The following is a 12,431-nucleotide window of genomic DNA, read 5'->3' as shown; positions in this document are numbered from 1 at the left end:
CGATTGGGAACGCGGGTGGTGGCCACCTCGCCGCTGGAGCCGGCGCTTCGACGGTCGTATGTTGACGGGATCTACCAGTCCGACCACGTGCTGCGCGGATACGCGTGGATGACTGTTGTTCCGGTCGGACTGGCGCCGCTGATCGAGGAGAGCGCCAAGGCGTTCCCGACGCTGCAGGCCCGTCGCGCGGATTCCGGCGTGCTGGTGGTCGAGGTAGGGAAGCGGCCCGAAGACTACGAGGAGGCGATGGTGCAGACGCTGTGGGAGTGTTTGGCGCCGGTCTTGCCCAGTGGTGTGCCTCGGAGGGCGAAGGTTGGTCCTTCGCAAGGGTTGGTCTTCCGTGACCCGAGAACGTCGCTCCATTCCATCTTCCGGCAGAGCCCGGGGCTGGGGACGGGCGATGACGTTGACTGCGCAGGCGATGTCAGTGGCTATGGCGTCAACGCATAGCGATTCTGCCCGGTCAGGATCAGTCACGCTGTTGGTGACAGTGATCGGGATGGCTGGATGCGGGTGGGTCGTGTATCTGTCATTCCGGAGAGGCGGGCTCATGCACTCCTTGAGCGGAACGCGGTCGACCAATGAGCTGAAGCTTCGGGCATCGTATGCTTCCTTGCCTGCATCCATCGGGTTCACCTGCGCGGCGGCCGTACTGGCTTTCTATAGATGGTTTGACCCGACGGAAGATGTCGCACGTGGCCTTGCCTATCTACTTCTCGTCGCTTTTGTTTGTGGTGGTGCCTGGTCAATCAAGGAGTTCTACTGGCCGACGCTTCGGCGAACGCCGAATTGGTTGATCAATGAAATGCAGGGCGATGAAGGTCTGCGCGCTGCGATCTATGGAAGAAGAGATCTCCCATAGGAAAGCCGCAGCTACGTGAAGGTTCATTGAGGTTCACCACTGGGGCTCGTCGCTGAACCCGCCGTAGTCGTCCAGGTCGGCGTCGTCGCGGCGGTAGGACTCGCCGTCGCCGTTGCGCCGGTCGAGCTTGTCTTCCTTCTCGTCCTGGTTCTGCGGCTCCTCGGGCGGGTCTTCCTGCTCGTTGGGCTTGACCCGCACCTTCGGGGTCAGCTTCTCCTTCAGGCGCTCCTCGACGGACTCGCCCTGCTGGGACTGCTCGGGGCCCTGGCCGGAGTCGGTGGGGCAGTCGCCCTCCTTCAGCGTGGCCAGTGCTTCCTCGTACGCCGCCTTCGCACCGGCTTGGTTGCCGGCGTCCCGGGCGCGGTCGCCGATCGCCTCCTGAGTCAGCGACATGTTGATGCGTACGGTGCACTCGTGGTCCTCGGGCACGCGCTCCAGCGCCTCGCCGTAGTAGGCGACCGCGCGGGCGTTCTCGCCGAGCAGGAAGGCGGCGTTGCCGGCGTCGAAGTGGGCGATCCACGACTGCAGGAAGTTGAGGTCGCGGTTGGCGGAGTAGTGCTCCATCGCGGTCGCGGCGTCGCGTACGTCCCAGGCATCCCGGCCGCCGCGGTCGTGGTGACCCATCAGGATCACCTTCCCCAGGAAGGCGATCCCGATCACCACCGGCACGATCCCGGCGAGCAGCAGCGCGCGCCGCACCTGCTCGCGAGGAGTGCGTTGCGGTTGCGGCTCGGTCGAGTCGACAGGTGTCTCGGTCAGGGTCACGACAGCACCTCCTCGGCCTCGTGTCCACGGCGACGATGGCCCCACAGCTCCCACAGCAAGAGTGCCAGGAGCGGGAAGCCGAAGATCCAGGCCCGGGACACCTCGCCGCCGGCGGAGGTCTCCTCGGTGAGCATCTCGGAGTCCCAGGTCGAGGCCTCCGTGGTGATCTCCTTGGTGTCCTTCGTCGTGCGGTGAAGCGTCTGAAGACCCATCTGACCTGCGATCTCACGCAGGTTGGCCAGGTCGATCCGGGAGCGGGCGTCCTGGCCCTCGCCGTCCTTGAGGTAGCCGTCCTGGGGACGTTCGTCGTCCCAGGGCATCCGGCCGCCCTCCTCGGTGCCGTAGCCGAGCACCACGCCGCCGGCCGAGAGATCGTCGACCTCGCTGAACGACTGCTGGTCGACGCCCTCGCGGGTGTTCTCGCCGTCGGAGGCGAACACCACGATCCGGCGCCGCTCGGGGAAGCGCTCCTGGTCACGCTCCAAAGCCTCGATCATCTCGTCGCGCGGAGCATCGACCATCGATCCGGACCCGTCGAAGGCCCGCTCGGCGTAGAGCCCGTCGACCCAGGCGTTGAAGGCGGTGGTGTCGTAGGTGAACGGCATCTCCGTGCGGACGACCTCGCCGCCGAAGGTGATCGCGCCGAACCGTACCGAGGGCAGCGCCGCCGAGAGCGCCTTGAGGTCCTTCTTGAGCTGCCTCATCCGCGCCTCGCCGCCGGGCGCGTCCTCGGCGACCATCGACCGGGTCCGGTCGACCACGACGAGGACATCGAGATCGGCCGTACGCATCTCCGCCGGCGCTGCGCCCCAGCTCGGTCGCACCAGGACGACGACGGTGAGCAGGACGATCAGCGCGCGGCGTACGAGCGTGAGGATCTGCCACCCTGCGGCGCTCATCGTGCCACCTCGCTCGGTGGCCGGGACTGTGGAGGCAACGAGCCTCCCGGCGGCCGGGACGACGGGCCCGTGGACAGCGTGCCGGAGCGGACAAGGGCGTAGACCCATCCGGCGATCAGCATGAGGACGCCGACGACGATCGTCGCGATCGGCCAGCCGGGAGCGTCGCGGATCTGGTACTTCGGCGGCTCGACGACCTCGTCGGCGGAGAGCCGGTCGATGCCGGCCAGGATCGACTCGATCGAGCCGTCGTCGCCGAGCAGCGAGAAGGTGCCGCCGGTGTCGGTCACCGCCTTGTCGAAGGTGGCGCGCTTGTCCTCCTGGAAGCTGAGGTCGGCGGAGCCGATGCCGTAGAGCTGGACGTCGCGCTCCTTGGCGAACTCGGTGGCCTCGGGCAGCGTGTAGACCGGCGGGCCGCCCTGCGGGTCGTTGTCGGAGGCGACGATGACCGCCCGGCCGCGCTCGGAGTTGGACAGGTCGAAGCGCTTGACGCAGGAGACGATCCCGTCGCTGATCAGGCTCGCTCGCTCCTTGCCGAGGTAGGTGCCGGCGACGTACTCCTGGTCGCCGAGGGCGAAGGCCCGGCCGGCCCGCGCCAGCTCGTCCTGCACCCAGCCGTAGTCGTCGGTGAGCGGGAAGACGGTGACCGCGGCGTCGCTCCACAGGACCAGGCTGACCCGCTCGCCGTTGAGGCCGGCGACGAGCTGGGAGTAGGCCTGGGTGACCTGGGTGTCCTCGTCGAACATCGAGGTCGAGGCGTCCAGGCAGAGCACGATGTCACGGGTGGAGTAGCGGTTCTGGGTGATGTCGGTGGTCTGCGGCCGAGCGATCAGCCAGATGCACCCGATGACCGCGAGCGCGATCCCCGCGGTCTGCCACCACGACAGCCACTTCTGCTGGGCCGCGAGCTCACGGAACCGGGGGAGCCGCTTGAGCCGCTCGGTGTGGGCGACGAGCACCGCGTCAGTCGGGCGGCGATGCACCCGGGCGGCGAGGACGACGATCGCGGCGATCGCGATGACGGTGACGACCAGCACGATCGCGGCGAGAACCGGCCATCTCAGGTCCATGTCGTCACCACCTGACGGGCCCGGCTCAGCGCCTCGGGGAAGCGCTCGGCAGCCTTACCCTCCTCCTCGGAGGCGAAGGCGGGCGGGTACATCACCTCGACGGCCATCGCCAAGGGGCGCGTGCGGGGGTCGCTGCGTACGGTCGCCTTCAGGTCGGCGAGGACCATCTTGTCGGCCGGGATCTGGCTGACCTCGGCGATGTAGTCGCGCACGGTGCGGCTCAGGTGCTGGTGGCCGACCCGCGCCGGTACGTCGCCGCGGTGCACGGCCCTCTCGATCCGGTCGATCTCTGCCAGGTGCTCGGCACGGAAGTCGCGAGGCGCGGGTACCCAGGGCGTCTCGACCTCGACGACCGGCCTGCGCTTGCGGGTCAGCAGGATGACCGCGAGGTAGTAGAGCGCCACTGCGGCGAGCAGCGCGAGCGCGAGCACCAGCCACCAGCCCGAGTGGGCGAGCGGCTGCTGGAACTCCTCGGGGACGCTACCGGCGCGCATGACGGTGCCTCTGCAGGAGATGGAAGACCGCACCGATGGCGGTGGCATCGTCCTGGACCCGCTGGTAGGCGATGCCCAGGCGGTCCAGGGTGCCGCGCAGGCCGTGCTCCTCGGCGGCTGCCAGCTCGGCGTACTGGGCCTGGAGGACCGCGTCGCCGGTGAGCCACCCGGGCAGGGCGGAGACGGTGTCGATGTCGACGGTCGGTGCGCTGCCGCGCACGGCGGTGGTGGGGTCGAGGTCGTCGATGCCGGCGACCAGGACCTCGTGCTGGACGGTGAGGCGACGCAGGACCGCAGCCATCTCGTCGCTGACCGAGTGCTCGTCGGTGACGACGAGCAGAATCGCCCGGCGGCGTACGTTGGTCGCGATGTGGCGCAGGACCGCGACGATGTCGGCCTCGGCGGCATCGGGGGTGATCGCGTCGTGGGCCTGGCCCAGCGCCCGCTCGAGTGCGACCTCGGTGTCGGCGGCTTTGGTGAGCTTCTGGGTCTCCGAGTCGCCGTAGGCGACCGCGACCTTGTCCCCGTGGCGCACGCCCAGCCAGCCGACCAGGCCGGCCGTGAAGATCGCCAGCTCGCGCTTGGTCGTGGTGCCGGTCGCCTGGGCAGCCATGCTCCGGCCGGTGGAGATCGCCAGCAGCACCAGATGCTGGCGCTCGGCGGTGAACCGCTTGACCAGCAGGCTCCGGGACCGGGCCGTCGCCTTCCAGTCGATGTCCTTGACGTCGTCGCCCGGGACGTACTCCCTCAGGTCGTGGAAGTCCATGCTGCGCCCGGTCTGGACGCTGGCGTACTCCCCGTCGAGCAGGCCCAGGACCTTGCGGTGGGCATGGATCATCAACCGCGTGCGGATCCGGGGAAGGTACGTCGCCATGACTGCGCCACTCAGGGGCTCGGGACAGCGCGGACCAGCGCGTCGACCAGCATCTCGGGCTGGACCTTCTCGGCCAGCGCCTCGAAGCTGAGGTGGAGCCGGTGGCGCAGGATGCTGTGGCGCAGCTCGCGCACGTCCTCGGGGGTGACGTAGGAACGGCCGAGCAGCAGCGCCGCGGCGCGCGACGCCTGCAGGAACGCGATCGAGGCACGCGGGGACGCGCCGATCTCGACGTAGGAGCCCGTCTCCGGCCCGAGAAGCTGGCGGGCGTTGCGGGTGGCCTGGACGAGGGCGACGATGTAGCGCTTGATCGCCGGGTCGACGTAGACGCGCTTGGCCAGCTCCTGGAGCCAGATCACGTCGTCGGGGTCGGCGACCGGACGGGTCACCTCGTGGTCGGGTCCGAGCGTGCCGGCCTCGATCCGCTCCAGGACGACGAGCTCCTCGGCGTCGCTGGGGTAGTTGACGATCTCCTTGAGCAGGAACCGATCCATCTGCGCGTGAGGGAGGACGTACGTCCCCTCCTCCTCGATCGGGTTCTGCGTCGCGAGGACCATGAACGGGCGCGGCAGCGGATGGATGTGGCCCGCGATCGACGTCTGGCGCTCCTGCATCGCCTCGAGCATCGCGCTCTGCGTCTTGGCGGAGCTTCTGTTGATCTCGTCGAGCAGCACGAAGTTGGCGTGCACCGGGCCGAGCTGGGTCTCGAACTCGTGGTTGCGCTGGTCGTAGACCTGGGTGCCGATGATGTCGCTCGGCAGCAGGTCGGGGGTGCACTGGATCCTGGAGAACTGCGCCTTGACCGTCTGTGACAGCGTCGAGGCGGCCAGCGTCTTGGCCAGGCCGGGCACGCTCTCGAGCAGCACGTGACCCTCGGAGAGCAGCGCGATCAGCAGCGCCGTCCTGAGCCGCTCCTGGCCGACCACACGGCTGCTGAAGGCGGTGCTGACCCGCCCGACGATCTCCTTCGCCCTGGCGATCTCCTCAGCGGACGGCGGGGCGGTGGGTGGTGCGGTGGTGGTCAAGGCGGCTCCAGAGGCGTCGGCTGTCAGTCCCATCCTTTCCTACCAGCGTACGGACCGCATCTGGGGCCCACCTAAGAGGTCGCCTCTCAGAAGACGTTGCGGGGGCGGAACTGGACCGAGATCCGGGGGCCGGCGGAGGCGACCTTGGGGATGGCGTGCTCCCAGGTGCGCTGGCAGGAGCCGCCCATGACGACGAGGTCGCCGTGACCCATCTGGATGCTCATGCCCTTGCCGCCGCCGTGGGGGCGTAGCGCGAGGCGGCGGGGGTCGCCGACGGAGACGATCGCGACCATCGTGTCGTTGGTGCGGCCCCGGCCGATCTTGTCGCCGTGCCAGGCGACCGAGTCGTGGCCGTTGCGGTAGTAGCAGCAGCCCGCGCTCACGAACGGCTCGCCCAGCTCGGGCAGGTAGTGGGCGGTGAGGCGGCCGCGGGCCTCGGCGAGCCGGGGGTGGGGGAGCGGGTCGCCCTGCAGGTAGGTGTGCAGGAGCCGGGGTACGTCGACGACGCGGTCGTACATCTGCCGGCGCTCCTCGCGCCACGGGACGTCGCTGACCAGCGCCGCGAAGACGTCGTCGGGATCGGGCAGCCAGCCGCGGGCGATGTCCACCCAGGCCCCGCGGTCCAGCTGGATCCGCTCGTAGGTCGTCTCGGAGGTCTCGTCGTCTGTGGGGGCGAAGAGTGTTCCCTGGAAGTCCACCTCTTCACCATACCTCGTGATCGAACATGTGTTCTACTGAGATCGGACATTGATGTTTCGTTGCAGCTGGTCTGCCTCATCTCGTTGCAATGTCACAACTTGACCAAACTCGGGACGTACGCGAGGTGTACACCTACGCTCTGCTCATGGTCCGGTCGGTCGAGGGAGAGCGGTCGCTCAAGCACGTCCAGATCCGTGAGTACGTCAGGGAGCTGGTCATCGGCGAAAGCCCTGGTGCCTCCGCGCCCTCCGAGCGCGAGCTGGTCCAGAAGTTCAGCGTCGCCCGGGCCACCGTGCGGCAGGCGCTCGACGCGCTCGTCGCCGACGGTCTGCTGGTCCGTATCCCGGGCCGGGGCACCTTCGTCGCGCGCCCGCCGCGGGCCGCGAGTCCGGTGCTCGGGTTCAGCGAGGAGATGGCTCGCCGGGGGATGCAGGCATCCTCCGAGACGCTGCTGCTCGGCCGCGAGAAGGCCGGGCCCACCATCGCTCGGGCGCTGAGCATCAAGGAGGGTGCGGCAGTCATCCACTGGCGGCGCCTGCGCCGCGGTGACGGGGTGCCGATCTGTATCGAGGACGTCTACCTCGACGAGGCGATCGTGCCCGGGATGCTCGAGCGGACCGCGCCGACCAGCCTCTACGCAGAGCTGGCCAGTCGCCACATGCGGCCGTCGTGGGTCGACGACACGTTCCGCGCCGATGTGGCCAACATCGAGGAGGCCACCCTGCTCGGCCTCTCGGTCGGCGTCCCCGTTCTCCGCAGGCAGCGGAAGTCGGTTTCGGGGGACCGCTACGTCGAGGTGTGCCGCTCGGTCTACCGCGCCGACCGCTACGCGCTGCACCTGCAGCTCGGTCCGTCCTGACCCTTCCGAACTTCCCGGCTCGGTCAGAGGTCGCCGAGGGGTGCGACCACGTCGCCGCTCTCCTCGCAGATCCAGATCGGGTCCGGACCTCCCAGGTCGGGGGTGATGTGGAGCGAGTGCACCGGCGCCTCGGGCGGACACGTGGTGCAGACCGGCCATCTCGCGGCGGCCTCGCCGTCGAAGAGCAGATCCTGCACGTCCTGGGCGACCAGGCCGGCGACGTACGCCTTGCCCTCCGGCCACTGCTCCACCCACCAGCCGCGCTCTGTCATCGCGTCCTCGAGAGCCGAGACGGCTGCCGCACCGGCGAGTCCGCGGGCATCGAGGTCATGGAGCACCCTCGCCCGAGCCTCGAACAGCACTGTCGTGTTCATCACGGACCATTCTTGCCGACCGGTCAAGGCTGTGGGCGGAGCCTGTGGTCTCAGGGTGAGCACGGTAAGAATGGCCCGTGATCCTCATCGACCCGCCGAACGTACCCAGTCGCGGCCGGATGTGGTCCCACCTCGCCAGCGACACCTCCTACGAGGAGCTGCACGCCTTCGCGAGCCGGATGGGAATCCCGGCCCGAGGCTTCGACCGGGACCACTACGACGTACCCGCCGAGGCCTACGACGTCCTCGTCGCTGCGGGGGCCGTCGAGGTCACCTCCCGGGTGCTGGTCTCCGCTCTCCTTGCCGCCGGCCTGCGCCGCCGCAAACCCCGCTAGCCGAGACGTCGCCCCGGTCGGTCGAGACGGCACCGCGGTGACTACTCGGCCGGCGCGGGTGACTTCTCGCCCGGCGGGTGTGACGCCTCGGCGGGGGTGGACATCCGTCGGGTGGTGAGCCAGATGCCCGCGGCGATCAAGAGGCCGAGGCCGCCGCCGAGGACGAAGCCGCCCTGCCAGCCGATCAGGTCGATGGCGAACCCGGCGGTGGGCGCGCCGACGGCGCTGCCGAGGGTGATGGCCGAGCCGTGCCAGCCCATCACCTCCCCGCGTACGGACGAGGGGACGCTGCTGGTGATCGCCTCGAGCGCGGCGGTCAGGGTCGGGGCGCAGAAGAAGCCGCTGAGCAGGAGCAGTACGGCGAACGAGATCGGGTCCCAGGCGAACGCGGTGAGCACCGTCGTCGCACCCAGCAGGACGAGCATCACCGCGGTCGAGGGGTGGCTGTTGAGGGCGCCGTAGATGAGGGCGCCGAGCAGCGAGCCGAGCGCCCAGATCGCCATGACGAGCCCGAGCAGGGCGGTGCGGTCGAAGTCGCGCATCGCGGCCACGGTGCCGAGGTCCTCGGCGATGAGGATGAGCGAGGCGGTGAAGGTGCCGGCGAGCAGGAGCGTGACGCCCGGGTTCACCCATGACGGGAGCCCGAAGCGGCGGCGCGCCGGGGCGCCGGTGTCACTGGGGACCGCGTCGCTCGGGACGGTCGGCTCGCCCTCGGTGATCATCGGGTTGAACAGCCACAGCACGACCGCCGCCACGATCCCGAGCCACTGGATCAGCAGCATCGCCCAGGAGGTGCCGAAGTAGCTGGCGCCGAGGACGCCGATGACCGGACCGACCATGAAGCCGAGCTCGGTCATGATCGCGTCGGCGCTCAGTGCCGCCGTGCGCTGCCCGGGGCCGACCGAGCGGAGCATCACCTGGCGCACGATCGAGAAGGACGGGACGGTGAAGAGCCCCGCGACCGCGACCAGCGCGAGCAGCGGAAGGTAGCCGACCCAGGGAGCGATCGACCAGGCGATCGGGAGGACGGCCAGCGGCAGCAGGAGCGTACGCCGCAGGCCGAGGCGGTCGAGGAGCCGGCCGAGCCAGGGCGCGGAGACCGCCATCGCGATCGCGAGGACCGTCGAGACCAGCCCGGCCTCGGCGTAGGAGCGGTCTAGGGGGCCGACCACGTGAAGGGTCACGATGACAGCGGACGCCGGCATCGGAATTCGCAGGAACAGACCCAGCACGAGGATGCGGCGAACGTCGGGGATCCGCCACAGGTCGGCGTACGTCTGGAAGCTCACCGACGAATTCTGTCACCGGTGAGCGGTTCTTTACGAATCGTTATCGGTCAGGTGACAGGTATGTGCTCAGGGTCTCCATCTCGGCCGAGATGTTGGCCCGTGCGGCGGCCTCCCAGCTGATCCTCGCGAAGGGTGTCGAGAAGAGTGATTCCTTCTCCAGCAGCCGCTCCAGGACCTGGGCGCGACCGACGCGGAACTCCTCGTCGGACAGGTGCTGGTACTCCTCGCGGACGGTCGCGGCGTACTCCGCATAGCGCTCCTCCGGCGCCGCCAGGATCGCCAGGTCGGCATCGGAGAGCACCCGGCCGCTGTGGTCGTCGGGGGCGGGGTCGTGGGTCTCGGTCAGCCGCACCAGCCTGGCGACCTCGGCCACCGCGTCATCCTGCAGGTAGCCGCCCAGCGCGTCCTCGGCCCAGGTGGCCGAACGCTCCTCGGCGTCCCGCTCCCCGTCATAGACGGAGTCATGGAAGAACGCTGCCAGCGTGACCGTCAGCGGGTCGAAGCGCTCTCCCTCCGCCCGCAGCTCCTCGATCCGGTCCAGCACCTCGGTGAGGTGCCGGCGGTCGTGATAGCGGCGGGTCGGGTCGTCGTACGCTGCCAGGACGTCATCGAGAAGGTCGGTCGCCTCTGGCAGCGGCCAATGTTGCGGGAGCTCCATGAGCCAGAACGCTAGCGTCAGGCGTGGTAGGCGCGCACCCACCGGGTGTGCGGGTTGGCTGTGATCTTCTCCAGCGTCGTCGCAGGTACGTCGATCACGTCGGTGACCACGAAGCCGGTCTCACCTGCGGTGGCGAGGTATTGGCCGGTCACGTTGACACCCTCGGCGGCGAGCAGCGCGTTGAGCTCGGCGAGCACACCCGGGACGCTGTCGTGCAGCAGCGCGAGGCGGGCGCCCTCGGCCAGCGGCGGCGGCTGGACGGCGGGCAGGTTGACGCTCAGCGCGGTCGACCCGGAGCGGACGAAGTCGCGCAGCTTGCCGGAGACGAACCAGCCGATCTCCTCCTGCGCCTCCTGCGTCGAACCGCCGACGTGCGGGGTCAGGATGACGTTGTCGAGACCCTGCAGCGGGCTCTCGAAGGCGTCGCCCTGGGCCTTGGGCTCGATCGGGAAGACGTCGAGCGCGGCGCCGGCGATGTGGCCGGACTCGATGTGCTTGCGCAGCGCGTCGTTGTCGACGAGGAAGCCTCGCGCGGCGTTGATGAACAGCGAGCGCGGCTTCATCTTCGCGAACTGCTCCTCGCCGAACATGCCCAGGTTGCCCGGGCGTCCGTCGATGTGGATGGAGACCACGTCGGCCTCCTCCAAGAGCGCGTCGAGCGACTTCATCCGGCGCGCGTTGCCGTGGGCCAGTCGGTCGGCGATGTCGTAGAAGATGACGTACATCCCCAGCGCCTCGGCGATGTTGGACAGCTGGGTGCCGATGTTGCCGTAGCCCACGATGCCCAAGGTGCGGCCGCGGATCTCGTGGGAGCCCTTCGCGGACTTGTCCCAGACGCCGGCGTGCATCTTCTCGGTCTTCTCCGGCAGCCGTCGCGCCAGGGAGATGATGTAGCCGATGACCAGCTCGACGACCGAGCGGGTGTTGGAGTAGGGGGCGTTGAAGACAGCCACGCCGCGCTCGGCAGCGCCGGCCAGGTCGACCTGGTTGGTGCCGATGCAGAAGCAGCCGATCGCCTTGAGGTCGGTGGCCGCGTCCAGCACCCGCGGGGTGATGTGGGTGTTGGACCGGATGCCGAGCAGCGTCACGCCCGGAAGGTCGGCCACCAGCTCGTCCTCGGAGAGAGACTTGCTGCGCAGCTCGACCTCGAAGCCGGCCTTCTCGAGGTTCTCGACAGCGACGGGATGGATGTTCTCCAGGAGCAGCGCCTTCATGGCTCAAGCCTAAGACTCCGGACGTACGCCTCCTCAATCCTGCCCGAGGGCCGGACGTCGGCCCGCGGCGATGCTCAGGACCAGTAGATGACGACGCCGTCGCCGATGTTGACCTGGTCGTAGAGCGAGGTGATGGCGCCGTAGTCGCGTACGTTCACGCAGCCGTGGGAGGCGCCGTTGTAGCCGTTGGCGGCGAAGTCGGGGGAGTAGTGGACCGCCTGGCCGCCGGAGAAGAACATCGCGAACGGCATCGGGGTCTTGTAGATCGACGACACGTGGTCGCGGCTCTTGGCGAAGACCGAGAACTGGCCTTCGCGGGTGGGCAGCTCCTGGGAGCCGAACCGCACCTCGACGCTCATCTGCACGCTCCCGCCGACGACCCAGCGCAGCACCGAGGTGGACTTGTCGATGCACATCACCCGGCCGGTCAGGCAGCGCGGGTCGAGCTTGCCGGCGGGCACCGGCGGCGGCGCGTTGGTCAGCTCGGCCTCGGTCGGCTCGCGGGTCATCGCGCGGAGCCGGTCGAGCGTGGTCTGGTCCACGAAGCCGGTGACCGCGATGCCGCGCTTGGCCTGGAAACCGGAGACGGCCTCGGTGGTGACGTTGCCGTAGAACCCGGTCACGCCCGCGTTGAACCAGCCGATCTGCTTCAGGCGCGCCTGCAGGTCACGTACGTTGTCGCCGCTGTCGCCCTTGCCGAAGAGCCGCGGGCCCGAGGTCGGGGACGGCTTCGGCTCGGGCTTCGGCTTCGCGCTGGGCGACGGTGTCGGAGTCGCGCTGGGCGACGCCGACGGGCTGGCCGAGGGAGAGCCCGCGGCCGGTGAGGCCGTTGCCTCGGACCCCGGCGCGGCGGCCGGCTCCACGGCACAGGCCGCGACCGTCGTTGCCAACAGGGCGGCGAGCGCCCCGGCGATCAATCCCCGGATGACCATCTTCATCGCCTCACTTCGGACCAGGGCCCTCAAGGTGCTGTTACTTCAAGTAACGCGGGGCCGACGACATAGTGATGTCCGA

At 69.2% G+C, this 12,431-nt stretch carries 16 protein-coding genes; 4 read left to right on the top strand and 12 right to left on the bottom strand.

All coding sequences use genetic code 11. The features are described 5' to 3' along the window. The first annotated feature begins 18 nt into the window (after positions 1-18). Positions 19-450 (top strand): hypothetical protein, encoded by a 432-nt coding sequence (locus tag ABTW65_RS13520; RefSeq protein ID WP_350660778.1) that lies wholly within the window; start codon positions 19-21, stop codon positions 448-450. A 163-nt stretch (positions 451-613) separates the two neighbouring features. Further along, positions 614-862, top strand: a complete 249-nt coding sequence (locus ABTW65_RS13515; protein WP_350660776.1) for a hypothetical protein — start codon at positions 614-616, stop codon at positions 860-862. A gap of 33 nt (positions 863-895) precedes the next feature. Here the strand turns inward: ABTW65_RS13515 and ABTW65_RS13510 are convergent, their stop codons facing one another. The 7 genes from ABTW65_RS13510 to ABTW65_RS13480 form a co-directional block, all read right to left on the bottom strand. Continuing rightward, positions 896-1,627 (bottom strand): tetratricopeptide repeat protein, encoded by a 732-nt coding sequence (locus tag ABTW65_RS13510; protein ID WP_350660774.1) that lies wholly within the window; start codon positions 1,625-1,627, stop codon positions 896-898. Then, positions 1,624-2,526 (bottom strand): VWA domain-containing protein, encoded by a 903-nt coding sequence (locus ABTW65_RS13505; protein ID WP_350660772.1) that lies wholly within the window; start codon positions 2,524-2,526, stop codon positions 1,624-1,626. The genes ABTW65_RS13510 and ABTW65_RS13505 overlap by 4 nt, the downstream gene beginning before the upstream one ends. After that, complete coding sequence (locus tag ABTW65_RS13500) at positions 2,523-3,596, bottom strand: VWA domain-containing protein (RefSeq protein WP_350660770.1); 1,074 nt, start codon at positions 3,594-3,596, stop codon at positions 2,523-2,525. The genes ABTW65_RS13505 and ABTW65_RS13500 overlap by 4 nt, the downstream gene beginning before the upstream one ends. Then, positions 3,587-4,090, bottom strand: coding sequence for a hypothetical protein (locus ABTW65_RS13495; protein ID WP_350660768.1), 504 nt, complete (start codon positions 4,088-4,090; stop codon positions 3,587-3,589). Before ABTW65_RS13495 ends, ABTW65_RS13500 begins: the two co-directional genes overlap by 10 nt. Then, positions 4,077-4,964, bottom strand: a complete 888-nt coding sequence (locus ABTW65_RS13490; RefSeq protein WP_350660766.1) for a DUF58 domain-containing protein — start codon at positions 4,962-4,964, stop codon at positions 4,077-4,079. The genes ABTW65_RS13495 and ABTW65_RS13490 overlap by 14 nt, the downstream gene beginning before the upstream one ends. An 11-nt stretch (positions 4,965-4,975) precedes the next feature. Next, entirely contained in the window at positions 4,976-5,989 is a 1,014-nt protein-coding gene (locus ABTW65_RS13485; protein WP_350660763.1) for an AAA family ATPase, read from the bottom strand. Positions 5,990-6,075: 86 nt separating this feature from the next. Further along, the gene (locus ABTW65_RS13480; protein ID WP_350660761.1) at positions 6,076-6,687 is read right to left on the bottom strand and encodes an alpha-ketoglutarate-dependent dioxygenase AlkB; all 612 of its coding nucleotides are present in this window, start codon (positions 6,685-6,687) and stop codon (positions 6,076-6,078) included. A gap of 89 nt (positions 6,688-6,776) precedes the next feature. Here ABTW65_RS13480 and ABTW65_RS13475 point away from each other — a divergent pair, with 89 nt between their 5' ends. After that, on the top strand, positions 6,777-7,547 hold the full coding sequence (locus ABTW65_RS13475) for a GntR family transcriptional regulator (protein ID WP_350660760.1): 771 nt from the start codon (positions 6,777-6,779) through the stop codon (positions 7,545-7,547). Positions 7,548-7,570: 23 nt separating this feature from the next. Here the strand turns inward: ABTW65_RS13475 and ABTW65_RS13470 are convergent, their stop codons facing one another. Further along, complete coding sequence (locus tag ABTW65_RS13470; RefSeq protein ID WP_350660758.1) at positions 7,571-7,921, bottom strand: DUF8819 family protein; 351 nt, start codon at positions 7,919-7,921, stop codon at positions 7,571-7,573. 77 nt (positions 7,922-7,998) lie between these two features. Between ABTW65_RS13470 and ABTW65_RS13465 the strand changes: the two genes are divergently transcribed. Further along, positions 7,999-8,256 carry a DUF4031 domain-containing protein gene (locus tag ABTW65_RS13465; protein ID WP_350660756.1) on the top strand — a complete coding sequence of 86 codons (258 nt, stop codon included), beginning with the start codon at positions 7,999-8,001 and terminating at the stop codon, positions 8,254-8,256. A gap of 41 nt (positions 8,257-8,297) precedes the next feature. Here ABTW65_RS13465 and ABTW65_RS13460 read toward each other — a convergent pair whose 3' ends face one another. From ABTW65_RS13460 to ABTW65_RS13445, 4 genes are all read right to left on the bottom strand, one after another. After that, a complete protein-coding gene (locus ABTW65_RS13460; protein WP_350660754.1) occupies positions 8,298-9,545 on the bottom strand; it encodes an MFS transporter in 1,248 nt (415 codons plus the stop codon). 40 nt (positions 9,546-9,585) lie between these two features. Next, the gene (locus ABTW65_RS13455; RefSeq protein WP_350660752.1) at positions 9,586-10,203 is read right to left on the bottom strand and encodes an HD domain-containing protein; all 618 of its coding nucleotides are present in this window, start codon (positions 10,201-10,203) and stop codon (positions 9,586-9,588) included. Between the two features lie 17 nt (positions 10,204-10,220). Continuing rightward, the gene (serA, locus tag ABTW65_RS13450; RefSeq protein ID WP_350660750.1) at positions 10,221-11,417 is read right to left on the bottom strand and encodes a phosphoglycerate dehydrogenase; all 1,197 of its coding nucleotides are present in this window, start codon (positions 11,415-11,417) and stop codon (positions 10,221-10,223) included. A 74-nt stretch (positions 11,418-11,491) separates the two neighbouring features. Next, positions 11,492-12,355 (bottom strand): L,D-transpeptidase family protein, encoded by an 864-nt coding sequence (locus ABTW65_RS13445; RefSeq protein ID WP_350660748.1) that lies wholly within the window; start codon positions 12,353-12,355, stop codon positions 11,492-11,494. Positions 12,356-12,431: the final 76 nt, after the last annotated feature.

The sequence above is a fragment of the Nocardioides sp. NPDC127503 genome (assembly GCF_040302165.1).
Classification (GTDB): Bacteria; Actinomycetota; Actinomycetes; order Propionibacteriales; family Nocardioidaceae; genus Nocardioides.
The sequence above is the reverse complement of the archived record's forward strand: the minus strand, read 5'-3'. Positions and strand labels throughout refer to the sequence as shown.